21 protein-coding genes and 1 pseudogene are annotated in these 25,921 nt (G+C 38.5%); 19 read left to right on the top strand and 3 right to left on the bottom strand.

The window, feature by feature from the left end:
* Window positions 1–36: 36 nt before the first annotated feature.
* The 3 genes and pseudogenes from BUA53_RS00860 (at window position 37) to BUA53_RS00850 (ending at window position 5,463) form a co-directional block, all read left to right on the top strand.
* Window positions 37–2,184, top strand: coding sequence for a prolyl oligopeptidase family serine peptidase (locus tag BUA53_RS00860; protein WP_072833344.1), 2,148 nt, complete (start codon window positions 37–39; stop codon window positions 2,182–2,184).
* Window positions 2,185–2,522: 338 nt separating this feature from the next.
* Window positions 2,523–3,617: a VIT1/CCC1 transporter family protein gene (locus tag BUA53_RS00855; RefSeq protein WP_072833343.1), complete on the top strand. Its 1,095-nt coding sequence runs from the start codon at window positions 2,523–2,525 to the stop codon at window positions 3,615–3,617.
* A gap of 169 nt (window positions 3,618–3,786) precedes the next feature.
* Window positions 3,787–5,463, top strand: a pseudogene (locus tag BUA53_RS00850) (formate--tetrahydrofolate ligase).
* A gap of 198 nt (window positions 5,464–5,661) precedes the next feature.
* Here the strand turns inward: BUA53_RS00850 and BUA53_RS00845 are convergent.
* The 3 genes from BUA53_RS00845 to BUA53_RS00830 all read right to left on the bottom strand — a co-directional run bounded on the left by BUA53_RS00845 (window position 5,662) and on the right by BUA53_RS00830 (window position 10,035).
* Window positions 5,662–5,952 carry a hypothetical protein gene (locus BUA53_RS00845; protein ID WP_072833342.1) on the bottom strand — a complete coding sequence of 97 codons (291 nt, stop codon included), beginning with the start codon at window positions 5,950–5,952 and terminating at the stop codon, window positions 5,662–5,664.
* A gap of 10 nt (window positions 5,953–5,962) precedes the next feature.
* Entirely contained in the window at window positions 5,963–7,237 is a 1,275-nt protein-coding gene (gene mtaB / locus BUA53_RS00840) for a tRNA (N(6)-L-threonylcarbamoyladenosine(37)-C(2))-methylthiotransferase MtaB (RefSeq protein ID WP_072833341.1), read from the bottom strand.
* A gap of 596 nt (window positions 7,238–7,833) precedes the next feature.
* Window positions 7,834–10,035, bottom strand: coding sequence for a PAS domain S-box protein (locus BUA53_RS00830; RefSeq protein ID WP_072833339.1), 2,202 nt, complete (start codon window positions 10,033–10,035; stop codon window positions 7,834–7,836).
* Window positions 10,036–10,214: 179 nt separating this feature from the next.
* Between BUA53_RS00830 and BUA53_RS00825 the strand changes: the two genes are divergently transcribed.
* The 16 genes from BUA53_RS00825 (at window position 10,215) to epsC (ending at window position 25,919) form a co-directional block, all read left to right on the top strand.
* Window positions 10,215–10,676, top strand: coding sequence for a DUF4258 domain-containing protein (locus tag BUA53_RS00825; protein WP_072833338.1), 462 nt, complete (start codon window positions 10,215–10,217; stop codon window positions 10,674–10,676).
* Window positions 10,676–11,458 (top strand): lysophospholipid acyltransferase family protein, encoded by a 783-nt coding sequence (locus BUA53_RS00820; protein ID WP_072833337.1) that lies wholly within the window; start codon window positions 10,676–10,678, stop codon window positions 11,456–11,458. The genes BUA53_RS00825 and BUA53_RS00820 overlap by 1 nt, the downstream gene beginning before the upstream one ends.
* A gap of 89 nt (window positions 11,459–11,547) precedes the next feature.
* Window positions 11,548–13,989 carry a replication restart helicase PriA gene (gene priA, locus BUA53_RS00815; RefSeq protein WP_072833336.1) on the top strand — a complete coding sequence of 814 codons (2,442 nt, stop codon included), beginning with the start codon at window positions 11,548–11,550 and terminating at the stop codon, window positions 13,987–13,989.
* Between the two features lie 31 nt (window positions 13,990–14,020).
* Window positions 14,021–15,040, top strand: coding sequence for a UDP-N-acetylmuramate dehydrogenase (murB, locus tag BUA53_RS00810; RefSeq protein WP_245792984.1), 1,020 nt, complete (start codon window positions 14,021–14,023; stop codon window positions 15,038–15,040).
* Window positions 15,041–15,349: 309 nt separating this feature from the next.
* Window positions 15,350–16,522: a hypothetical protein gene (locus BUA53_RS00805; RefSeq protein WP_175545988.1), complete on the top strand. Its 1,173-nt coding sequence runs from the start codon at window positions 15,350–15,352 to the stop codon at window positions 16,520–16,522.
* Window positions 16,523–16,543: 21 nt separating this feature from the next.
* Window positions 16,544–17,653, top strand: a complete 1,110-nt coding sequence (pstS, locus tag BUA53_RS00800) for a phosphate ABC transporter substrate-binding protein PstS (protein WP_072833334.1) — start codon at window positions 16,544–16,546, stop codon at window positions 17,651–17,653.
* 61 nt (window positions 17,654–17,714) lie between these two features.
* Window positions 17,715–18,617 carry a phosphate ABC transporter permease subunit PstC gene (gene pstC / locus BUA53_RS00795; protein WP_072833333.1) on the top strand — a complete coding sequence of 301 codons (903 nt, stop codon included), beginning with the start codon at window positions 17,715–17,717 and terminating at the stop codon, window positions 18,615–18,617.
* On the top strand, window positions 18,610–19,470 hold the full coding sequence (gene pstA, locus BUA53_RS00790) for a phosphate ABC transporter permease PstA (protein WP_072833332.1): 861 nt from the start codon (window positions 18,610–18,612) through the stop codon (window positions 19,468–19,470). The genes pstC and pstA overlap by 8 nt, the downstream gene beginning before the upstream one ends.
* Window positions 19,452–20,210 (top strand): phosphate ABC transporter ATP-binding protein PstB, encoded by a 759-nt coding sequence (gene pstB / locus BUA53_RS00785; protein ID WP_072833331.1) that lies wholly within the window; start codon window positions 19,452–19,454, stop codon window positions 20,208–20,210. The genes pstA and pstB overlap by 19 nt, the downstream gene beginning before the upstream one ends.
* 25 nt (window positions 20,211–20,235) lie before the next feature.
* Entirely contained in the window at window positions 20,236–20,916 is a 681-nt protein-coding gene (gene phoU / locus BUA53_RS00780; protein ID WP_072833330.1) for a phosphate signaling complex protein PhoU, read from the top strand.
* Between the two features lie 252 nt (window positions 20,917–21,168).
* Window positions 21,169–22,134 carry a ligand-gated ion channel gene (locus BUA53_RS00775; RefSeq protein WP_072833329.1) on the top strand — a complete coding sequence of 322 codons (966 nt, stop codon included), beginning with the start codon at window positions 21,169–21,171 and terminating at the stop codon, window positions 22,132–22,134.
* A gap of 98 nt (window positions 22,135–22,232) precedes the next feature.
* Window positions 22,233–22,682, top strand: a complete 450-nt coding sequence (locus tag BUA53_RS00770; RefSeq protein ID WP_072833328.1) for a hypothetical protein — start codon at window positions 22,233–22,235, stop codon at window positions 22,680–22,682.
* 140 nt (window positions 22,683–22,822) lie between these two features.
* Window positions 22,823–23,611, top strand: a complete 789-nt coding sequence (locus BUA53_RS00765; RefSeq protein ID WP_072833327.1) for an NIPSNAP family protein — start codon at window positions 22,823–22,825, stop codon at window positions 23,609–23,611.
* 173 nt (window positions 23,612–23,784) lie between these two features.
* Window positions 23,785–24,567: a phosphosulfolactate synthase gene (locus BUA53_RS00760; RefSeq protein WP_072833326.1), complete on the top strand. Its 783-nt coding sequence runs from the start codon at window positions 23,785–23,787 to the stop codon at window positions 24,565–24,567.
* A 76-nt stretch (window positions 24,568–24,643) separates the two neighbouring features.
* A complete protein-coding gene (locus BUA53_RS00755) occupies window positions 24,644–25,072 on the top strand; it encodes an OsmC family protein (protein WP_072833325.1) in 429 nt (142 codons plus the stop codon).
* Between the two features lie 31 nt (window positions 25,073–25,103).
* Window positions 25,104–25,919: a serine O-acetyltransferase EpsC gene (gene epsC, locus BUA53_RS00750; protein ID WP_072833324.1), complete on the top strand. Its 816-nt coding sequence runs from the start codon at window positions 25,104–25,106 to the stop codon at window positions 25,917–25,919.
* Window positions 25,920–25,921 lie beyond the last annotated feature (2 nt).

The raw sequence follows: 25,921 nt of genomic DNA, 5'->3' as shown, positions 1-25,921 counted from the left end.
ACCCGCTGTATTATCCTCACAATAAATTGATCACTCATGAAAGTAATGTTATTGATATGCAGCTTCTTTAGCCTAACTACTATGGCCCAACAAGGAATTACAAAGGATCAATATCCCAGGCCCTACAAAAGCGACCAGGAAGATGTGTTATTTGGAACGGCTGTAAAGGACCCTTACCGCTGGATGGAGAATGACAGGAGTGAGGAAACCGCAACATGGGTAAAGGAAGAAAACGAAGTAACTGATAAATATCTATCAAAAATACCTTTTCGAAAGGCTATTAAGGAGCGCTTATCAGAATTATGGAATTATGAAAAGTACTCTGTTCCATTTAAAGAGGGAGATTATACCTATTTCTATAAAAATGATGGTTTACAAAATCAGTCTGTACTTTATAGGCAACGATCTGCGGGCAAACCTGAAGTTTTCCTGGATCCCAATAGGTTTTCAGTGGATGGTACCACTTCTTTATCAAGTACTCATTTTACTAAGGATGGATCTTTGTGTGCTTACATGATCTCTGAAGGGGGATCAGATTGGGGTAAGATAATCGTTATTAATGCTGCAACTAAAGAACGGGTAGGCGATACGCTTCAGAACATTAAGTTCAGCAATATATCCTGGAAAGGGAATGAGGGGTTTTTTTACAGTACCTACGATGTTCCAAAGGATGGCAGCCAATTATCAGCTAAAACTGACCAGCATAAATTGTATTTTCATAGGCTTCATACTCCACAAAGTGAAGATATACTGATCTTTGGCGGTGCTCAGTCGCCAAGACGCTATGTGCAGGCCTATGTTACTGAAGATCAAAATTTTCTTATTATACAGGCTGCAATTGCAACAACTGGTAATGAATTATATTTCCAGGACCTGACAAAGAAAGAATCACCTATTGTTCCAATAGTGACAGGTTTTGAAACGACCCAGAGTGTGGTTTATGCTTCTCATGGCAAACTCTACATATTAACCAATAAAAATGCTCCCAACAATCGCCTGGTGGTAACTGATGCATTGACACCTTCATCTGAGTATTGGAAAGATATTATACCTGAAACCAGGTTTCCATTAAATGTTTCCACTGGAGCAAATAAGTTCTTTGCTTCCTATGTAAAGGATGCTGTATCTCAAATAGTGCAGTACAACCTGTCAGGTAAAAAAGAAAAAGAGGTGCAGCTTCCGGGGCTGGGTAGTGCAAGGGGCTTTTCTTCAAAAAAAGATGCGAAGGAAGTGTATTATTCCTATAGCTCTTATATATTTCCAGCTACTATATTTAAGTACAATCCAGCTACTGGAAGTTCAACTGTTTATAAAAGATCGAAAGTATCTTTTGATCCTTCTCAGTATGAAAGCAAGCAGGTGTTTTATACTTCGAAAGATGGTACCCGGATCCCCATGATCATAACCTATAAAAAAGGCATTGTACTAAATGGCAAGAATCCAACTCTATTGTACGGTTACGGAGGCTTCAATGTGAATCTCATGCCTTCATTTAGTGTTTCTAATATTGTATTTATGGAAAACGGCGGTGTATATGCGGTACCCAATTTAAGAGGTGGTGGTGAATATGGAGATCAATGGCACCTTGCCGGTACTAAAATGAATAAACAAAATGTTTTTGATGACTATATAGCTGCTGCAGAATACCTGATAAAAGTAAAGTTTACTTCTCCGGAATTCCTCGCTATCAGTGGTGCTTCCAATGGTGGCTTGCTTGTTGGCGCCTGTATGACACAACGACCGGAACTATTCCGTGTAGCATTACCAGCGGTTGGAGTAATGGATATGCTGCGGTACCATAAGTTTACAGCCGGTGCGGGATGGGCATATGATTATGGGACTGCTGATGATAATACTGAAATGTTTAACTATTTGCTCAAATACTCTCCTGTTCATAATGTTAAACCAGGAGTATGTTATCCATCTACTCTGATCACTACCGGTGATCATGATGACAGGGTAGTACCTGCCCACTCATTCAAGTTTGCAGCAGCTTTACAGGCTGCTCAGCATTGCAACAATCCAGTTGTCATTAGGATAGAAACAAAGGCAGGGCATGGTGCTGGCAAGCCTACATCAATGGTCATTGATGAAATAGCTGATCGTTTTGCCTTCCTTTTCAATGAAATGGGAGTTGGCTATAAAAGATCCCTGGGATCTACTCAGAAATTAAAAGCTTTTTGATAAAACGAAGCTATGATTTTTACGAAGCCCCGGTACTTCCGGGGCTTCACTTTATAGGGTGTTCAGAATTGTAAAAAAAGCATTGGAATAACCTACACTATTATATGGATTTTGTTCGCTGAAACAAATTTACTTATCCCGAAACATTTATAAGTCACAGGAATACCTGGAGATCTATTATTTAAATAGATCATTAATAAGTATGACCATGGTTATTGTTGATGATGGTGAATTAATATACATTTAAGAAACTACTTCTGTATAATAAACCGGCAATAATTATACAATGAATAGTGTTCATTGAAATCATGCCAGCAACTTGAATAAATAGTAAGGAAGTGAATAATAAAGCTATTCAAACAGAGATCGATGCTCATTACCTGTATGAGCAATTAGCAAGTCATGAAGAAGACCCTACAATCGCTTATGTATACCGACAAATGAGCGCTATAGAGAAAAGTCATGCTGAAGCATTTGCTAAAAAGCAAAACCTTGACCTGGGCCAATTGCTAAAACCTTCATGGCGTGCGAGGACTTTAAACTTAATTGGTAAAGTGTTTGGTTACGATTATGTTCTGGGGTCCTTAATGAATACTGAGAAAAGCATATCCAATGCGGTCATTACTAATATAAAGAAAAGCGGTGAGGAACTTAGAGGTACAGAAACTACACATGTAAATATTCTCCGATCCATTCTTGAGAAACAAAGTAAGGTAACGGGAATGCAACTTTCTAAATTTGAGAGTAGGCACCGCTCTGTTGGTGGTAATGCTATCCGTGCAGCTGTGCTGGGAGGAAATGATGGATTGGTATCTAACTTTAGTCTTGTTATGGGAGTAGCTGGAGCAACTGCTGGTGGTAGTGAAGTTTTATTGGCAGGTATTGCCGGGCTTTTAGCCGGAGCATTATCTATGGCCCTTGGTGAGTGGATTTCAGTAAAAAGTTCCCAGGAATTGTATGAGAATCAAATGACTATAGAAATGGAGGAGGTAAAGGCAAATCCAGAAGGAGAGATGAAGGAAATCGCCCTTATTTATATCGCCAAAGGAATTCCAGAGGCGCAGGCATACCAGATGGCTTCCGATATAATGAAAGATACAGGCGCAGCACACGAAATTTTAGTGAGGGAAGAACTGGGTATTAATGCTGAAGAATTAAAAGGATCGGCGTTGCAAGCGGCTGTTTATTCTTTTATATTGTTTTCCATAGGTGCAATAATTCCATTGGCACCCTTCCTGTTCGCAACTGGTCTAAAGTCTATAATACTGAGTGTCATCTTTAGTGCTTTAGGGCTGTTCCTCATTGGTAGTGCCATTACTTTATTCACAGGTAAAAATTTATGGTTCTCCGGGTTCAGGCAAGTACTCTTTGGCCTGATAGCAGCAGCCATAACATTTGGCATTGGGAAATTAATAGGTGTATCAGTTAGTTAAAGTGTTGGTACCAGGGTTTTACCTTTTCAGAGGATAAGATATGTTTTAAGCGTAGGAGATTACTTCATTTTATTCTATATCAAATGATATTGATAAGTACTTTCTGTGATTCTTCTCATAATGTTTAAGTGTACTTTTTGCTAGTTTGCTTTGATCAAATAATAGTAAAATGGTCACCTTTCCTTCAGATATTGAAATTGCACAAAGCGCGCCAATAAAGCACATAAAGAAGATAGCCATTCAGCTCGGTATTAATGAAGATGATCTGGAATATTACGGAAAGTATAAAGCTAAACTTCCATTGTCATTAATAGATGAAGATAAGATCAGGCAAAATCATTTAATACTGGTTACAGCCATGACACCAACACCTGCAGGTGAAGGTAAGACTACAATGAGTATAGGCCTGGCAGATGGAATGAATAGAATAGGTAAAAAAGCAATGGCAGTTCTCAGGGAACCATCGTTAGGACCTGTATTTGGATTGAAGGGTGGAGCTGCAGGTGGAGGTTATGCTCAGGTCATACCGATGGAAGATATTAACCTGCACTTCACAGGTGACATTTCTGCAATAGAACGGGCTAATAATTTACTGGCTGCAATCATTGATAATCATTTGCAACATCCAAATGGTTTGAATATAGATCCGAGGACTATTGTTTGAAAGCGGGTTATGGATATGAACGATCGTTCTTTACGTAAAATCATAGTAGGACTTGGTGGAACGGCTAATGGTATACCAAGAGAAGATGGATTTAATATAACGCCTGCTTCAGAAATCATGGCCATACTGTGTCTTGCCAGGGATTTTAATCACCTGAAAGAAAAACTAGGTAATATTTATATTGGCCTTACCTATGAAGGTGAGCCAGTATTTGCCAGGGACCTGAAAGCAGTAGGGGCAATGGCAGTTTTATTAAAAGATGCCATAAAGCCCAATCTTGTTCAAACCATTGAAGGGACACCTGTTATACTCCATGGGGGCCCTTTTGCTTCTATTGCACAGGGTACCAATTCGATCATTGCTACAAAAATGGGGCTTTCCTTATCAGATTATGTTATTACAGAGGCAGGTTTCGCGGCTGATTTGGGAGCCGAGAAGTTTTTTAATATTAAATGTGTAGCAGGAGAGTTAAAGCCCGAAGCAGTTTTGATTGTAGCTACCATCAGGGCCCTGAGGCATCATGGAGGGGTGAAAAAGGATGTGTTAGCATATCCTGATATTGAAGCAGTAAAAACAGGAATATCAAATTTGCAAAAGCATATAGAGAATATTCAGATGTATGGATTGCAACCATTGATTGCGCTAAATGTTTTTCCCGGAGATAGCAAAGAAGAAATAGAATTTGTAAAACTATGCTGCGAAAAAATGGGAACAAAGGCTGTGATATCAACAGCATTTACAGAAGGAGGCGTTGGTTCCATAGAACTTGCTACAGAAATTGTTCACTGTATTGAACAAAATAATAACCATTTTCAACCTTTATACAATTGGAATATTTCGGTTGAAGAAAAAATTCATTGCATTGCTACCGAAATGTACGGCGCTAAAGGAGTGGAATATTCCCAAAAGGCTAAACAGGGGCTGAAAGAAATAAAAAAACTGGGTTTTGAACAAATGCCTGTTTGCATGGCAAAAACGCCAAAGAGTTTGAGTGATGATGAAAAGAAGTTAGCCCGGCCTCGTGATTTCGTTATTACAGTACGGGAATTTGAATGGGCTACCGGGGCAGGATTTATTGTCCCCATATTAGGAGATATCATGCGCATGCCTGGCCTTCCTTCACATCCGGCAGCAGAATTAATGGATATTGATGAGGATGGAAAAATAATAGGGTTATCCTGAGGTTCTTACATATTATCCTACAGTTTACTGATTAAAGAGTAACCTTTATGAAGGATTGCATTGGTTAAACATCTTAACCATTTACAGTACCTTTATGGCTATGAAAAAAGACCCTAAAAAACTTGCTTTGGCGGGTGCCTCTATATTTTTAGTACTTGCTATTGCCATTGGTCAATGGATTCGCAAAGGATAGAAGTTTCAATTTAACTGTACTATAGGCAAACGATAATTCTGCCCATCCCATATAATGAGTTCATGGATTTGCAATTTCCAAAATTTCTTAAAGGGAGATTTATTGAGGAGCTTTCTCGCTGACATTTTATTTTGTGCATTGATTGTGACCCAAACAGTTTGTATTTCCATACTTACTGCATAATGTTCAATCACCTGTTCATCTATCAGGTTATTGATGTATTCACGGTGTTCCTCTATAATTTTAATGGCTTCATCATTCCAGACAAATTCTATTATCGCCAGGTATTTATTCATTTATATCACCTTATATTTTCCAGTCAACTATTTTATTAGCCCATTCAGGATTGTGTGGAGTGGTAATCCGTATATAGTTATCTGTATATCCTTCCATCATTCCAACTTTTTCATGTCCTTCAAATAGAACCTTTCTTGTTTGGCCACGATGCTGTTCAGTAAAGTATTGCAGTTTCATATAGCTGAGGTTTCGCAAAACTTTATTTCTTTCATGTCGTACAGACATGGGAACAACAGGTTTAATTTCGAGAGCTTTAGTATTATCTCTTTCTGAGTAAGTAAAAACATGTAGATAGGATACATCCAACTTATGGAGAAATTCGTAGGTATCATTAAAATGTTCATCTGATTCAGATGGAAAGCCCACGATTACATCCACGCCAATGGCACAATGTGGCATTAATTCCCTGATCAATTTTACACGTTCTGCATATAATTCTCTTTTATACCGACGGCGCATCAATGCCAGTATCTCATTGTTGCCACTTTGGAGAGGTACATGAAAATGAGGCATGAACTTTTTGCTTGACGCTACAAATTGAATTATTTCTTCAGTCAACAGATTTGGCTCGATAGAAGAGATTCGGTAACGTTCAATACCTTCCACTTTATCCAACTCCTGGATAAGGCTGTAGAAGTCTTCTGCATGTTTCCTTGCTCCATCTCCACCTTTTCCAAAGTCTCCAAGGTTAACTCCTGTTAAAACAATCTCTTTGACGCCATTTTTAGCTAGTTCCCGGGCATTATGCAAGACATTGGCTATACTATCACTACGACTTTTTCCCCGTGCCATGGGGATTGTGCAAAATGCGCAGGTGTAGTCACAACCATCCTGTACTTTTAAAAATGTTCTTGTACGGTCATTTAATGAATAGGACGCATTAAAACCTGACACATCCTCAATATCACAACTGCTTATCCTTGCAGAATCTCCTTTTGTCAATTCTTTTAGATGCTGAGCAATATTAAATTTTTCTGCTGCACCCAAAACAAGGTCAACACCGGGGATATCAGATATTTCTTTAGGCTTTAGCTGAGCATAGCATCCGGTTATCACCACAAGGCTTTCAGGTGATTTTCTTTGTATGCGTCTTACAAGTTGTCTGCATTCTTTATCAGCATTATCAGTAACTGAACAAGTGTTGATAACATATACATCAGCTTTTTCCTCAAATTCTTTTTTCAAAAACCCCTGCGATTCCAGGGTTCTGGAAAGTGTTGAGGTCTCCGAGAAATTCAGTTTACAACCGAGTGTATGAAAGGCAACTGAACGCTGTTTTTCCATGAGCTGCCAAAGTTAGGCAAAAGGACGAGGATGATTGAATCATAAAGAGGTATTATGAAAATGTTAAGAAGAGCCATGGCTATAACGCTCCAGGCAATAAAGGATATGATCAATAATCTCTTAGGGGATAATTATATTGCTCTGGACAATGAAAGATAAAAATGTCATCTTTTCGCTTTGCCTGGTACTTACAGTTTTGGCTATTCTGGTGTCCCGAATTCAACACGAACCAAAAAAATCTGAATTTTTTAATAGGCATCCAAAGAATATTTTATATTCGGAGAAAGCTCTATGTAGTATGAAATGTTTCCATATAGGTAATGAGGAAATTGAATTGGTTATGAAAAGGGGTATAATTAATTATAGAGGAAGTGAGATGAATTATAAGCCTTGCCCTGAGTTATTATTACAGGGAGTAATATCAGGAAACCGAACGTTACAAATCTTATTTATTCAGTGCAATGACAGTACAACAGTTTTAAATTGCGAGGTAAAAAGATCCTCATTACATTGCCCTTGCTTTTAAAACGATGGTTCATCAATTCTTTCAATGTGGCTTTATTTAAAACAAACTGATAAATAATTCAATGTCAAAGTCAGTTTTCTGTATCTGTTTCTTCATAAATCGGGAAACATATCTCAATTTGGCATCCCCGGCCCGGGGAACTTGTTAAACGGAAGGAAGCATTCAGGTTCTCAGCTCTTGTTTTCATATTGGTTATGCCTATGCCACCTCTTTTTGTTGATGTGTCAAACCCTTTCCCATTATCACAGATCTTTAAAACCAGCGAGCCTTCCTGCCTAATGATCTCAACGCTTGCTATCCGGGCGCCTGAGTATTTAAGAATATTATTCAGGCTTTCCTGAACAATTCGGTAAAGCGATGTATGAAGATCCTCAGAAGCAGTATAGTTGTCAATGCCATGCGGCAGGTAGATGATCTCTAAGCGTTTGGTAATATTGATAGAATTGATTAACTCTTTGATAGAATCTTTAATAGATATTTTTCCAAGTGTAGGAGCAGAAAGCCTTTTTGAAATGTTCCTTATCTCATTAATACAATCCTGGGTGTACTGGGTTGACTTTACCAATAATTCTTTATCATGGAGATAGCCTGTTAAATACATTTCATTATACAATTTCACAGTAGTTAGTATCTGGTTAACATTATCATGAAGTTCCAATCCTAATTGTGAACGCTCTGCTTCCTGTGCCTTGATCACTGCAGAAGTGATCTCTTTCTGTTTATTCAGGAGTTCCTGGTTCAGCCGCTCTTGTAATTTTACCCTGTCATCAATATTACGGGAGTTAACTAGTATACCTTTTAGAGTTTCATTATTCAAATGATTGCTTCCTTTTGACTCCATCCATATCCACTTGCCATTTTTATCTTTAAAACGGTGCTGAACTCCTTTGGGCGTGCGATTCCCATGTAAAAGGGTTTGGATCTCAAATGACGCTTTTTCGATATCTTCAGGATGAATGAACTCCAATGCATTCTTGCCAATCATTTCTTCAGGTATATAACCCAAAACTGATTTTACATTATCACTTATATAGTTAAAGCTTCCCTTATCATCAATAATCACGATCAGGTCCGAGCCATTATGTACCAGGGCTTTGAATCGTTGTTCACTTAGCCTGAGTGCATCCTCCTTTAACTTTTTCTCAGTAATATCCTTCGAATTAGTAACAAGACCGCCAATAGCAGGATTTTGCAGGTGATTGGAGACAGTAGTCTCTACCCATCTGTATTCACCTTTATTATTAATGAATCGAAATGGTGCAACATTCAGAGATTGTGCATACTGTATTTGATTTAAGACTTCTGCAATTCCCCTTAAATCGTCAGGGTGTATATAGTCAAACGCATTCTTTCCTATCATTTCCTGGGCATCATATCCTAGATGGACCTTTACATTCATCCCAACAAAAATGTATTTGCCAGTCAAATCTATTATCCCAACCAGGTCATTTCCATTTTCTACAAGGGATCTAAAACGGATCTCACTTTGTTGTACAGCCAATTCCCCTGTTTTTTGAATAGTGATATCCTGCAAAGTGCCTATAGTCTTGATCGGATTTCCTTCCTCATCCCTGATTATTTCTCTATGCCTGCTGATATATGCAATCTTGCCATCAGGGCGAATAATTCGATATTCGTGTTGTGAATTGATAATGAAATCCGGTTGCAGAATTGTTTGCCTTACAAATGGTAGATCTTCAGGATGAACTAATGACCAGAAAACCTCGGATGTGAATTGCGGATAATTTGATTTTTCCAGGCCAAAGATTTCAAATAGGGTATCTGAAGTATAAGTATAGATATTATTAATGATGTCAAATTCATAATTGGCAACTCTGGCCATCTTCTGTGCTTTTTGCAACCTATGTTCCACCTCATATTTCTCTGAGCCATTCCTGGCACTACAATACAACATCCTTTCATTGTTATCCCACCTGCCTGACCAAATGATAGGTATGATAGAACCATCCTTATGAATATACCTGTTTTCAAAGTTGGACGTGCGGCAGTTATGGGTAGCCTCCTTTACAATCTTAACCGTATTTTCTATATCATCAGGATGAATAAAGTTTATAAAAGATTTGCCTACAATTTCAACTTCTTCATAACCCAATAATTCATAGCAAGACGGGCTAACGTATTGAAAATATCCTTTTTCATCTACTACGAAAATTACATCAACAATAGATTGCAGAAGTTTAAGTGGATCAATTTGCGGAAAAGTAGATGTTTTCCTGTTTACTGTTTCAGCAGCCAAGGATTGGTCTTTCATTGGTTCTAAGATCGCATAATATTAATATATATACATAAAATGCTTCATAAATAAGAAGTAATTAATAGATAACACTTAGCATTTTAACTCCGGACTACATAAGGGGAGAATGATGCCTTCAACTTTTTCAATTCCAACCTAACATTTATAATTATTATACTTGCAATTCAATGCCATTAATGAAAAAAGCAGCCCCTTACCTGATACTGATCCTGTTAGCTATACTAGTAATTTTTTTAAAACACTGGAAGGGACAGGATGGTAATAACCAAAATGTTGAGAAGGGTGGAAAAGTAACCAACAAAAGAAACCGTGGTTTTGACCGCACATTATCATATATCGAATATACGGTTCATGCAAAATGCCGTATGAAGTGTCGTCATATAAGCCAGGAAGATATTGAAGATATAATGCGTAATGGGCAAATTAATTATTCCAAAAGTGAAGTAAATGAGTCACCCTGCCCGGTTTATGCTGTTCAGGGCTATACCCACGACAGGGAACATATTCGGGTAATATTTGGCCAGTGTGATAATAAAACAAAAGTTATAACCTGCTACAATCTTGATCAGGACTTTGAATGTCATTGCCCCGGAGATCCTGTAACGAAGTACGAAAAAGCGCAGAAAATACTTAACTAATGCAAGCACTTCGCAGGCCTTTTCAAATACTGTACGTTATTTATGCCTTTGTGGTGTTTGTAATTCTAATGATACCAGTATTTATTTGGTCATTGGCTGTACTGCCTATGGGAAGGATAAAGGCTGGTAATCTTATTTATTATGGATGTGTAGTATGGGCGGATATTTGGTTTTTCCTTTTATTCATACGTCATCATAATATATACCTGGAAAAACCTGAAAAGGAGCGTTCTTACATTTATGTATTAAATCATATTTCATACCTTGATTCTGCTATTATTCCAAAAGCATTCCGTCACCCTGTAAAGCCACTGGGCAAGGTGGAGATGGCGCGGATTCCCATCTTTGGCTTTATTTATAAGAACGTTATTGTTACAGTTGACAGATCCAGTTCAGCAAACAGGTCAAGAAGCGTCCAGATTATGAAATCTGTATTACGTAAAGGTATATCTGTACTTGTTTTTCCGGAGGGTACTTTTAACCTTACTCATAAACCATTAAAAGAGTTTTATGATGGTGCATTTCGCATTGCCATAGAAACAGGAACACCCATAAAGCCTGTATTATTGCTGGATGCATATTCCCGAATGCATTATGCCTCCATATTTTCTTTAAATCCAGGTAAAAGCAGGGCTTTATTCCTTCCATCGATTTCCGTAGAGGGTCTAAGCATGGCTGATGTATCAGCCTTAAAGGAAAAAGTTTTTGCCATAATGCAGGCAGAATTAATAAAGCAAGAAGTAGAATGGATATCTGGCATTTCTGAAGGAGCTAAAGTATAATTTCTCACTATACCCTTAATCTTTTAATAAAAGCATATTCTTTTTATAAATCCTTAATCTTTGTTCTCCACTATTTTTACATGTAGGAAATGTTTGCAGAAGTTATTATACCGCTCGCTTTGCCCAGGAATTATACATGGAAAATACCTGACAAAATGCTAGACAGCTTACAGGTAGGCTGCCGTGTAGAAGTCAACCTGGGAAAAAATAAAAGATATGCAGGTGTAATAAAACGTATTCATTCAGATGAACCTTCGAGTTTTGAAGCCAAGGAGATCATTAATCTACTAGATCCTGAACCCGTCATTCAACGATATCAATTGCAGTTTTGGGAATGGATGGCAGAATATTATATGTGCAGTGAGGGAGAAGTAATGGCTGCAGCCTTGCCATCACATTTTAAATTGTCAAGTGAAACGATCCTGATTTATAATGAAGAATTTGGTGATGATTTCTCGGCATTAGATAATGAAGAATACCTGGTGGCTGAAGCATTGCTTTTGAAGCATGAGTTGAAATTGTCCGAGGTTCAGCAAATACTTGATGTCACTCATGTATATCCTATCGTGAACCGGTTGATAGGGAAAAAACTTTGTTTCGTGTGGGAATCACTGAAGCAGACATTCAATTCTAAAAAGGAAAGTTTCGTTTTATTAGAACATGAGTTTGATAACGAAGACCGGTTGTCTGAATTATTGAATAATTGGGGCCGTGCACCTAAACAGATGGAACTCTTACTGGCTTACCTGCACCTCATGAAAACCCAGGGAGAAGTAACAAAGACAGAATTGCTAAAAAAGAGTAGTGCCTCAGATGCTCAATTAAAAGGCCTGGTAGAGAAGGGGGTTCTTCGGATTGAGAAAAGAAGTGTTGACAGGCTTCATTTTGCGCCAAAAGATATCTTTGTTGACTTTGATCTGACTGCCTCACAGCAGGAAGCTTTTCAAAAGGTGCAATTGTGTTTTGATTCCAGGAAGGTGTGCCTGCTGCATGGTATAACTTCAAGCGGCAAAACTCATGTTTATATTAAACTGATTGAGCAATTTATTCGAAAAGGGCAACAGGTGCTCTATATGTTACCCGAGATTACGCTTACTTCACAGATCATCAGAAGACTTCAAAAACATTTTGGTGGTTACATTGGGATCTATCATTCAAAGTTTAGTCAGAATGAACGGGTGGAGATCTGGAATAAGGTGAAGAGCGGAGAGTTGAAAATAGTGTTGGGTGCCCGATCATCCTTATTCCTTCCTTATCATGATCTTGGATTGATTATTTGCGATGAAGAACATGATTCATCTTACAAACAACAGGATCCTGCTCCAAGGTATCATGGTCGCGATGCCGCAATCTTTATGGCATCATTGTTACAATCAAAAGTGTTGTTGGGCAGCGCCACACCTTCCCTGGAAACCTATTATAATGCAAAGCAGGATAAATATGGGTTGGTTACTTTATCAGAACGCTTTGGTGATGTAAAGCTTCCTGCAATGGAGATTGTGGATACAAGGACCATAGCAAAAAAACCAGGTGAAAAGATCATGCTGTCACCCCAGTTATTGGATGAGATAAAAGCAACTGCAGCAAAAGGAAAGCAAACTATACTTTTTCAAAACCGTAGGGGGTATGCCCCTTACCAGGTTTGCACTGTATGTGGTTGGATTGCAGAATGCAGGAACTGCGATGTGTCTCTAACCTATCACAAATTCTCCAATAAATTAAAATGTCATTATTGTGGAAGTATCTATCCCATTACAGCAACCTGCCAGGCTTGCGGCAGTGATAAATTAGTGCAGCGAAGCTTTGGAACGGAAAAGATCGAAGAAGTATTGACAACTGAACTGGAAGGTGTGAAAATAGGTCGCATGGACATTGACACCGTAAGGAATAAGAATGCTCATGATATTTTAATTCAACAGTTTGAGCAAAAAAAGATCGATGTGCTCGTTGGTACCCAGATGGTAGTAAAGGGTCTTGATTTTGACAATGTTGACCTGGTAGGTATTTTGGATGCAGATGCTTTGGTCCACTTTGCTGATTTCCGTGTTAACGAGCGTGCCTTCCAGTTAATGGAGCAAGTAAGTGGCAGGGCCGGTAGGAGGGATAGTGCCGGAAGAGTTTTAATTCAAACCATTAATCCAAAACATCCCGTGTTGCTGCATGTATTACAACATGATTATGTAGGGATGTACAATGAAGAGATTGAAAAAAGAAGACAATTCTTTTATCCACCCTTTTCGCGGATCATCCAGGTTCAGTTCAGGCATAAGGAAAGAGATGTCGTGACTGATGCTGCTCATGTTTTTGCCAGATCAATCGAAGTGCCTTATGGAAAATATCTTGTAGGCCCGGCAGAACCAGTGGTCAATCGTGTAAGAAATATGTTCCTGATGGAATTGTTGATAAAACTCCCAAGAGACAGCCAATTAATTGCCAGGTGTAAGAGGGATATTCTCAATGGGTGCAATCAACTTCACAGCGAAGCACGGTTTAAAAAAGTAGTTATTGTTCCAGATGTAGATGCTATTTAAAGATTCATATTCAGAGTAGTTTGATTAAGATATGATGGAGATACAACATAATATTTCTCTTAAATCCTATAATACTTTTGGTATTGATGCCAGTGCACGATTGTTTGCAGCATTTTCTTCATTAAAGCAATTGGAATCCTTATTGGCCTATCGTAAAGAACGTAATCTTGATCTTCTTGTTCTCGGGGGTGGAAGCAATATATTACTGATTAAAGATTATGATGGCCTGGTTTTAAAAAATGAATTAAAAGGTGTGGAGTTGGTCAATGAAGACAAGGATTATTTGTATATCCGCGCAGGGGCAGGTGAAAACTGGCATCAATTTGTTATATACTGCGTAGCCCGGGGATATGCTGGGGTTGAAAATCTCTCATTGATACCAGGGAATATTGGTGCATCTCCTATGCAAAACATTGGGGCCTACGGGGTGGAAGTAAAAGATATATTTCATGAACTCGAGGCTTACCATGTTTATGAGCAACAACTAACACGGTTTTCTTTAAATGACTGTGCTTTTGGTTACCGTGATAGTGTTTTTAAAAATAAATACAAAGGGCAATTTGTTATTACATCGGTTACTTATCGATTAAATAAGGTGCCCTCTTTTAATATAAAGTATGGGGCCATCAGGCAGGAACTTGATAATATGGGTATCCAGAACCTAAGCATTGAAGCTATATCAAAAGCCGTTATTGAAATACGCAATTCAAAACTACCAGATCCTAAAGTTATTGGGAACGCAGGAAGCTTTTTTAAAAACCCTGTTGTGGACATATCAAAGTTCCGTTCGCTGGAAGAAGAATATCCAGGTATGCCATCCTTTCCCGCAGGAGAAGGATTTATAAAAGTACCTGCAGGTTGGCTCATAGAACAATGCGGGTGGAAAGGGTTTCGTAAAGGAGATGCTGGTTGCTATTCCAAACAGGCCTTGGTGCTGGTGAATTACGGAAATGCAAGTGGTGGGGAAATTTATGCGTTAAGTAAAGACATTGTCTCTTCAGTAGATGATAAATTTGGAATACAACTGGAAAGGGAAGTGAATATAATTTAAACTGCTGTATTATTTATTAGATGCATACGCTATGCAATGAGTGAACCTTGCAGGGTTTTTATTTCTCAATTATTATAGAAATAATAAATCTATTGCATTAATGTTTCATAATCAATTACTGAACTATTACTTCTTCTATTAGCCTATAGGTGCATTAATTGCATCAAAGATTAAAGATTAACAGGCAGGAATAACATTATCGTAATACTGGCTTAACAATTTGGTAATACTGGTTTCCTCTTTTTGCAATGGGAAAATTAAATCAATATGCGGGTAAAATATTTAATGTATTTGACATTATTGACGTGCATGGACATTTGTTTGGTTTATAATGTAAATGCACAGTCTCAAACAGACTCCACCTTTAAGCCCAGCGGTAAGCTATGGGGCTATTCTTTTGGAGATTATTATTACAAAGGTCATAGTGATTCGCTAAGCAGGGGTGGGGCAAACCAATATACAGGTATTGAAAAGGGTAGAAATGCTTTTCAGTTCCGTCGTATCTATCTTGGGTATAACTATGATATTCATCCAAAATTTTCAGCAGAGTTGTTATTAGCTGCAGAAGATAATGCTGGTGCTCCCTCAGGTGTAATCGGCGGTGATCTCACAGCTAATGGAAAATATACTTTTTATATCAAGTATGCCAATCTGCGATGGAAGAATATCTGGCACGGTACAGACCTTGTAATAGGCCAATCTGCTACTCCGGTTTTTTCCCTGGTTGAAGAACCTGTTTGGGGTTACCGTTCTATAGAAAGGACCATAGCTGATATCCGGCGTATGCCTTCCTTTGACCTGGGTCTTTCGCTGCAAGGTAAATTTGATCCCGAAACCGGGAACTATGGTTATAACCTTATGGTAGGAAATGGCTCTGGTGCCAGGCCGGAAACCAATAAGTTTAAACATTTTTACGGCGATGTATATGCTAAGTTTCTGGATAAACGACTGGTATTTAGTCTTTTTGCAGACTATGAACGCCTCAACTGGACCCCGGAATTTCATCATTCCCGTAACATGGTTAAAGCATTCGCTGCTTACACCACCCCGGGAATAACCTTTGGTGTTGAAGCTTTCAAAAGTCATGGACAGGAAGATGTAGTGGGCCTCAGGCCAATAATTGGAGGAACGGCCAGGGATACATTAAATGCTGATGCAGAAGGTATTTCTACCTATGTTCGGGGACAAATTTTAAAGGATAAACTTGGGTTTTTTGCAAGGTCTGATTGGTACAATCCCGATACAAAATACAACGACAAATTTTACCAGGTTTATAATCCGCTCTCTTCCAATTTTGAACCTAATAATAAAGAGCAATTTATAACCGCAGGCTTGGATTTTACACCCATCAAAAATGTGCACATTATGCCTAATATATGGTATAACCAATATGAAAGCGAGCGTAATGATGTTACAGGAAAAGCCAGGAAAGATCACGACCTGGTATACAGGGCAACATTTTATTTTGTTTTTGGTAGATAGATATTCAATAAAATCTTAAATATGCAATTACACAGATCAAATTTAAAAAGGGTATTTTTTGTTAGTCTTTCATTAGTGGTCATTTCTTTAATGGCTTGTAATGGTGGCGATAATGCTACGCCCGGGCAAATGGCTGAAAAAGGATCAGGGGACAATAACACCATTTTAGGTGCTGGTAGTACCTTTATTTACCCATTATTTTCTAAACTGTTTTCAGAATATCATAAGAAAACTGGTTTGCAGGTAAATTACCAGTCTATTGGTTCTGGAGGTGGTATCCTTCAATTGACCAATAAAACAGTAGATTTCGGTGCTTCTGATGCACCCCTCAATGAAGAACAAGAGCAAAAGATGGGCGTTCCGGCTTTACATATTCCAATGTGTGCAGGTGCAGTGGTTTTAAGCTACAACCTTTCCAATATGAAAGACACTGTGAAGTTGACCCCCGAGATTATTGCCAATATATTTTTAGGAAAAATTAAAACATGGAATGATCCGCAAATTGCAGCAGTTAATTCGGGCACTCAATTGCCTTCTACACCAATTGTTGTGGTACATCGTTCAGATGGTAGTGGTACCACAAACATTTTTACAACTTACCTGTCTAAAGTAAATGCGCAATGGAACACAAAGCCTGGCAAAGGCTCTTCTATTAACTGGCCTATTGGCCTTGGTGGTAAAGGAAATGAAGGCGTGGCAGGATTAGTAAAACAAACTCCGGGAGCTATCGGTTATATTGAACTGGCATATGCTATCCAAAACAAAATGGCTTTTGCCAGCGTACAAAACAAGGCTGGAAAGTTTATCACTCCTTCTGTTGCTTCAACAAGTGCTGCAGGTAATATTCAATTGCCGGCTGATGCAAAAATTTCGCTCACCAATACTGACGCTGCTGATGGTTACCCGATCAGTGGATTTTCTTGGGCGCTTATTTATAAAGAACAATCCTATAACAACCGTTCACAGGAAAAAGCTGGCAAGTTGTTGGATCTTTTATGGTGGAATATTCATGAAGGTCAGGAGTATTGCGAACCATTGAATTATGCACGTCTATCTCCGGAAGCAGTTACCGTCGCGGAGAATATTTTAAAGTCTGCAACATTTAATGGACAACCGATTTTAAAGAAATAGTTTTTATACTGGATTCGTTACCCATATACTGATTAGGTTAACACCAGCATTATCCAATTACATGGAAAGAGTTTCTAAGATTTTTTCGTACGGGAAGATAAGAACCGAAACGGCATTTAAAAGAACGCTGGTGATCATTGCTTTGGTCATGGTAGTAATAACCCTTGGAATTTTTATTACTCTTGTGGTACATGCCATGCCCTCTATAAAGGCTTTAGGATTTTCCTTTTTTTGGAGTAGAACCTGGGACCCCGTTAGTAATGTGTATGGTGCACTGCCTTTTCTTGTGGGTACACTACTCACATCTTTCCTTGCACTTATCATTTCAGTTCCTTTTTCCTATGCCATAGCTATTTACCTGGGAGAATATAAACCTTCCGGGTGGTTATCAGGCTTACTGAAAAATATAGTTGAACTGGTAGCTGCCGTTCCATCAGTTATTTATGGTTTCTGGGCCCTTGTAGTTTTAGTTCCAATCGTTAGGGCACTGGAAGCTAAATTGGGAGTCGCAACTTATGGAGTCGGTATATTTACTTCCTCACTGGTTCTGGCAGTAATGATCATTCCCTATGCTGCTTCTTTAGGCAGGGAATTGATCAGGATGGTACCTTCTGCTTTAAAGGAAGGTGCCTATTCTTTAGGTGCCACCCGTTACGAAGTTTTGAAACATGTCATTTTACCTTATACTAAATCAGGATTATTTGCCGGTATGCTTTTATCACTGGGCAGAGCTTTAGGTGAAACCATGGCTGTTACGATGGTCATTGGGAATACCAGCATTATGCCTAAAAGTATTTTCGATCCAGGCAATACCATGGCTAGTGTAATTGCCAATGAATTTACGGAAGCGGATAGGTCGGTTTACCTGGCTGCTTTAATTGAACTTGCACTTGTTCTGTTTTTAGTGACTGTATTGGTAAATATTCTTGGCAAGATGATCATAAAACGGTTTTCAAATGAATAGGAAGAATATTCACAACCAGATAAAATACCGTATCGCCAGGAACAAAGCTTCAGAGGTGGTCATTACTATTTATTCCTTCCTCATTACCATTCCGCTGATAGCTATTATATTTTATGTGTTAAAAACAGGCCTTTCCAAATTGAGCTGGCAATTCTTAACAAACATACCACAGCCTGTTGGTGAATTGGGCGGTGGAATAGCCAATGCACTGGTAGGAAGTATATTGATAGTTTTATTAGCTACAATTATTGCCGTCCCTTTTGGAATCCTTTGTGGTGTATACCTGAGCGAGAATAAAAATGCTAAGCTTTCCTACTGGAGCCGGCTGGCCGTAGATGTTTTACAGGGCACTCCTTCAATTGTCATTGGTATTGTCATCTATTTCTGGGTGGTTAAACCCAGAGGTGGCTTTTCAGCATTTTCAGGCAGTATCGCACTTGCATTGATGATGCTGCCTATAGTGATTCGTTCCACCGAAGAGACCTTAAAATTATTACCAGATACATTAAAAGAGGCAGGTCTGGCTCTTGGATTGCCCTACCATAAAGTGATATTAAAAGTTATTATTCCCTGCGGTGTTAGCGGAATCCTTTCAGGCGTGATGTTGTCCATAGCAAGGATAGCAGGAGAAACAGCTCCACTGTTATTTACAGCTTTTGGTAATCCCTACCTGACAACGAATGTGTTAAAGCCCATGCAAACACTTCCCCTCCTGATTTTTAATTATGCTACCAGCCCTTATGATGAATGGCATGACCTGGCCTGGGGAGCATCCCTGATATTGTTGATCTGGGTGCTGGCAATGAACTTAATAACAAAGCTGATAACTAGAAGATGGAAAGTACAATTGTAAGTAGCAGGAATTTCAATGCCTATTTTGGAACCAATCATGTAGTTAAGAATGTCTCTATGGACATTCCGAAAAATAATATCATAGCTGTTATGGGTCCATCGGGTTGTGGTAAGACCACCTACCTGCGCTGCATTAACCGTATGCATGAATTAATACCAGGCGCAAGCGTGCAAGGAGAGATGCTTTTGCATGATGAAGATTTATACAGCCTGAATCCTATTCTGGTACGTCTGAAGATCGGAATGGTCTTTCAACGACCTAATCCTTTTCCAAACCTTAGTATTTATGATAACGTGATTGCAGGGTACAAGCTCAATGGATTCAAACTTTCTAAAAAAGAACGTGATGAGATTGTTGAACACTCACTGCAGAAAGCAGCGCTCTGGAATGAAGTAAAGGATACATTGCACAAAAAAGGAACATTTTTATCGGGCGGCCAACAACAAAGGTTGTGTATTGCCCGGGCAATTGCAATGGAACCTGAGGTATTGTTGATGGACGAACCTACCTCTGCACTGGACCCGATATCTACCTCAAGTATTGAGGAGCTAATGCACGAGCTAAAAAAGAATTATACACTGGTTATCGTTACACACAATATGCAGCAGGCCGCCCGGGTAAGTGATAAAACCGCTTTTTTCTTCCTTGGCGAATTGGTTGAGTATAATGATACCAGGGAAATGTTCATCAATCCAAAAGACAGCAGAACACAGAATTATATTACAGGACGATTCAGTTGATCCTGTTTTTACATAAAATACAATTATGACACAATTTCAAACTGAGATCAAAGAATTAAAAGAGCAGGTCATTGAGATGTGGCAACTGGTGCATTCCCAGCTTACCAAAGGATTATCTGCCCTGCTGAATTTCGATAAAGACCTCGCCAGGGAGATTGTAATGATCGAAAAAAGAGTGAATGCTGCAGAATTGCAGATAGATAAAAATTCAGAAAATATCCTGGCTATTTATTCCCCTGTAGCTGTAGACCTGCGGTTTGTGCTGGCAGTTTTAAAAATTAATACTAACCTTGAAAGAGTAGGTGATATAGCTGAGGGAATAGCTAAATTGATCATCGATACAGATAAACCTTTCAAACAGGAATTGCTTGACCATACCCAGGTGGTTGAAATGTATGGTGAAGCCGTGAAATTAGTCGAGGAAATCCTATTAGCTTTCGAAAATGAAAAGACTACAGATGCAAGGGGGATTTTTAAAAGAGATGAATTTCTGGACGAGATCAATAAGAAGGCAAATCATTTATTGATTATTTATCTCAAAGATCATCCAGAGGATTTACAACAGGCACTGAATGTCTTATCTATAATTAGAAGGTTAGAACGTGTTGGAGACCAGGCAGAGAACATTGCAGAAGAGATCATATTTTACCTCGAAGCTAAAGTGATTAAACATACACAGAGAAAAGGCAATGGAAAAAACGCTTAACATTTACATAATATTTAGGCAACAATAAAGAAACATTTCAATGATAAGTTCGCAGATCTCGTATTGAGATTTAATTTCCCAATGTAACGCCCTGTTTCTACAGGGCGTTACGATTTTCAATAACCATGGCTAAGAAGTTGCTTTCATACATCGCTTTTACTTTTAAGTCCATTTAATTACCTTGGCCCTTTAATTAACCTTAAAGCAAATTAAATTGCTTTTAGAATGATCCTGTATCCGAAAACGAAACCCATGAAGTCTCTTTTGTCATTCATTCTCCTTTTCTGTTGTATTTGTTTTAATAAGAGATCTTATGCACAGGAATCTCAGCCTGATACTGTAAAGGTGGGCATATATATAACCAGCATACATGATATTGATTTTAAGCAAAAAGAGTACACTATCAGTTTCTGGCTTTGGTTGAAATACAGGAACAGAAAATTTGATTTCCTGCAAAACCTGGAAGTGCCACAGGCTAAATCCGTTTCAAGGTCTTTTGCTACTGTAGATAGCTCAGGCCCTGAAGTTTACATGCAAATGAAAATGCAATGCGTTATGAAAGATACCTGGAAGATTGCCAAATTTCCTTTTGACAGGCAAACGCTCAGGCTTTCCATAGAAAATTCTCAGTTTGACTCCAGATCCCTTGTCTTTATACCTGATTCTGTCGGAAAGCATTTTGATCCCCGTTTTACGCTTAGCGGTTGGTCTATTGACAGTTGTATTATTACCAATGGTATAAAGAAATATGAAACCGCCTTTGGAGATGAAACTATGGTTGCCCCTCATACAGAATATAGTTCCTTCCGGGTAAGATTAGGAATTAAAAGAGACGCAGCAGGGTTGTTTTGGAAAATGTTCCTGGGAATGTATATCGCTTTCCTGATAGCTTATGTTTGTTTTTATATTCACGCCGATGGTATGGATTCCAGGTTTGGCCTTAGTGTAGGTTCATTGTTTGCTGTCATAGGCAATAAATACATTATTGATTCTTCTTTGCCTGAATCTACAACATTCACATTGGTAGATACACTTCATGGATTAACCTTGTTTTTTATTTTTGCCATTATAACCGCAACAGCTTATTCACTAATGCTTGTCAAACAAAACAAACTGCGAAAGGCGTTTAAATTCGATATGCTAGCAGCGCAAATAGTGCTAATAATTTACCTATTATTGAATTTCTATTTTATTTCTAAAGCTATCACCGGATCATAAAAGCAAGGTCTTTATTAAGGTTAATAACTTTTTTATTTAACATATATAGTTTGCAGCACTATATTGTATGTTTGGGTCTTTTATCAAAAAATCAGCTTATGAAGAAAATTGTGACGCTTTTTATTGTTACCCTTATGGTTACTGGTGCCTATTCTCAGGCCAAATCTATCTATGCAGAACTAGGAGGCCCTGGGTTAGCTTCTATTAATTTTGATACCCGTTTTAGTAAAAAAGAAGATGGCCTTGGGGGAAGAATAGGAATTGGTGGTTTAAGTATAGATGGGGAAGGTGCTGTTTTTGTGCCTATCGGGTTAAATTATATCCTTGGTAAAGACTCCAGGAACTATTTTGAAATGGGCGCTGGTGTAACACCTGTTATTGGTACAGGTTCCGGGGATTTCGCTGAAACTTTTGGACATATCCTTTTTGGTTACCGTATGCAGCCAAAAGATGGTGGTTTTACTTTCAGGGCTTTCATCAATCCTGTCTTTGGCAGTGGTTTTTTTGTCCCCTATTATGGCGGAGTGTCCTTTGGTTATAAATTCTAGTAATTAACATATTGTCGTTAATGCTGTAAATAGGGCTGTGAATAAATCGCAGCCCTGTTTTTTTAATTCATTTAAACTTGAGACCCGCTTTATTATCTGGCAACATTCAGTGGTTTATATTTACTAAAACATTCACTGATATGAATCTGAAGTTTCCTGCTATTCTGTTGGTTGTATTTACTTTTTGTTTATGTACATCATTTCTCAAAGCACGGGCGCAGGAACGGCAATATATTCAACTTCGTATATACCATGCTAAGGATAGTGTTCAATTAAAACAGGTCAGCCAATACCTGGAAGAAGCCTACCTGCCTGCCCTTCATAAAGCAGGATACAAAATGGTTGGGGTATTTACCAATATTACCAACGATACAGCTATAGATAAGAAGATCTATGTACTAATACCCTTCAAGTCATTAAAGAATATAGAAAAATTAAGCCTGCACCTGGAAAATGATGTGGAGCTTAACAACCGTGGAAAGGATTATTTGCAGGCACCCCACAATAATGCTCCATATATAAGATTCGAAACCATTTTACTAAAAAGCTTTCAATTAATGCCCAGGGTTGTTAAAACCCAACTAACGGGCGACATAAAGGATAGGATCTATGAATTACGTAGTTATGAGAGTCCTACTGAAATGTACTTTAAAAGCAAAGTAAAAATGTTTAACCAGGGTGGTGAGATAGCATTATTCAAACGCCTGGGATTTAATGCCGTATTTTATTCAGAGGTGGTTTTTGGTAGCCATATGCCCAATTTAATGTATATGACCTCGTTTGATAATATGGCAGCAAGGGAAGCTCATTGGAAATCTTTCGGTAATGATCCCGAATGGAAAAAACTGTCTGCTTTACCAGAATACCAGGATAATGTTTCTCATATAAACATAGAATTTTTACATGCTACAGCCTATTCCGATCTGTAAGCTTCTTCTTATAGCATTCTTCACATACAAGTTTTCCTGGCTAACATAGATTAGTAAGGTTATTGGTGCTTGCTAATACATTGTAAGGAAATACATAACAGCTTACTTTCAAGGCATCTCCATTAGACGAAATGAACCTTAATACATGCTTAATTATAAGCTAATTTTGTTTCATGAATTATAATCTTTCAAGTATTCCTGAACGCACCTCCAGGCCCAGGAGCTTTGGGCTTACGGTTATAAGTGATAAGGGAATGAGTATCGCGGAAACTGAAAATCTTTTAGCTGTGGGCAAGCCCTATATTGATATGGTGAAATTGGCATTTGGCACGGCACTGGTCACTCCTCAAATCAGGGAAAAAGTTAAGCTTTATCAATCTAATAATGTACCCGTATTTTTTGGAGGACTCCTTTTTGAAGCCTTTGTTATAAGAGGTCAATACAATGATTATATTAAACTGCTCGAAGAATTTGAACTTTCATTTATAGAAGTTTCCGATGGTGCCATTTCTATCAGTCATGAAGAAAAGTGTCATTATATCAAAACACTTTCAGAAATAGGTACAGTCATTAGCGAGGTTGGTTCTAAAGACAAGGATAAGGTAAAAGTTACCCCGCCTTATCAATGGATAAATATGATGCAGGCTGAATTGGACGCGGGGTCTGCATATCTTATTGCTGAAGCAAAAGAAACAGGTACAGAAGGAGTCTATAGAAATTCTGGTGAAGTAAGGGAAGGACTTGTGGAAGAAATCCTGACAAGGATACCTGGGGAAAAGATCATCTGGGAAGCCCCGGAAAAAGACCAGCAATTGTATTTTATCCGCCAGCTTGGTTGCAACGCCAACCTGGGTAACATAGAGCCTCGTGAGGTTATTCCTTTAGAAACCATGCGCCTTGGATTGAGGAGCGATAGTTTTGACCTTTTCCTTGAGCATAGCGGAAGGAAAGTATAGTTATTGTATAAATAATCCACTTAGTTCGGCATACTATAATTTATAAAGATTTCAGAAGCATACAAATTTTAATGGAATGGCAAGGATTGAAATGAATAGAACAACCGGTGATTTTGGCTTCGAAGTAAAAGATGAGATGGGACATATTCTCTCAACCGACAGCAGCAAGGAAAATGGTGGATCTGGCTCGGGATTTCGTCCGATGCAATTAGTGTTATGCGCTTTGGGAAGCTGCAGTGCTATTGATATGGTAAGTATATTGAAGAAGCAAAGACAGGAGATCAAAGATCTATCCATCATAATTGAAGGTGAAAGGGAAAAAGATAAAATACCTTCCTTGTGGAAATCTATATCTGTTACTTTCCAGTTAACAGGAAATGTTGAAAAGGAAAAAGCTGATAAAGCAGCCTCCCTTTCTATGGAAAAGTATTGCTCTGTAGCAGAAACTTTGCGCAGGGGCGGTACAGATATTTCATGGGTAGTCAGGGTTTCTCCATCTATGTAAACCACTTCATAGTTAAAGGCATGATCAACATATGAATAAAAACTTGTTTCAGGAGATATTGGATAAACAACAGAAAAGGGAGGTTGTACCATCCAACGAGGTTATTGCCGCCTGGGCATCTCACCTGATATGCCTTTTATACCCGGAACTTTCTAAAGCCACCTATTCCAGTACGTTAGAAATTGAAGAAGGATTTCAGAAACTGGAAACGGACCTGGTTAAACTATTAAATGCTACCAAGGCTTGTTATGATTGTAATAACGAAGCTGTGGCGAAAGATTTTATTGGTAAAATACCCACTATTTATCGGTTACTGAATACCGATATACATGCCATACTGCACGGCGACCCTGCCGCTAGAAATGAATTTGAGGTCATCAGGGCTTACCCTGGTTTTTATGCCCTGTGCTTTTACCGTATTGCACATGTATTGTTGAAATTAAATGTGCCCCTACTTCCCAGGATACTAACTGAATATGCCCATTCTAAAACCGGGATTGATATACACCCGGCCGCTGAGATAGGAGAATACTTTATGATCGATCATGGTACAGGTGTGGTTATTGGCGAAACTACCCGGATAGGCAACCATGTGAAAATATACCAGGGCGTAACACTCGGTGCATTAAGCGTAAATAAAGCAATGGCCTTTACAAAGCGCCACCCTACAGTTGAGGATAAAGTGATCATTTATTCAGGGGCCACTATACTTGGTGGCGAAACTGTTATTGGCCGGCATTCTGTCATTGGTGGTAATGTATGGCTAACGAAAAGCGTTCCTCCTGGATCTCTTGTCTACCATAACGTAGAGATAACTGTTGTGGAAAATAAATTTAATCACACTTAATA

Source organism: Flavisolibacter ginsengisoli DSM 18119 (genome assembly GCF_900129295.1).
Taxonomy (GTDB): Bacteria; Bacteroidota; Bacteroidia; order Chitinophagales; family Chitinophagaceae; genus Flavisolibacter; species Flavisolibacter ginsengisoli.
Note: the sequence above shows the minus strand (reverse complement) of the source record. Positions and strands in the feature narration are given on the sequence as shown.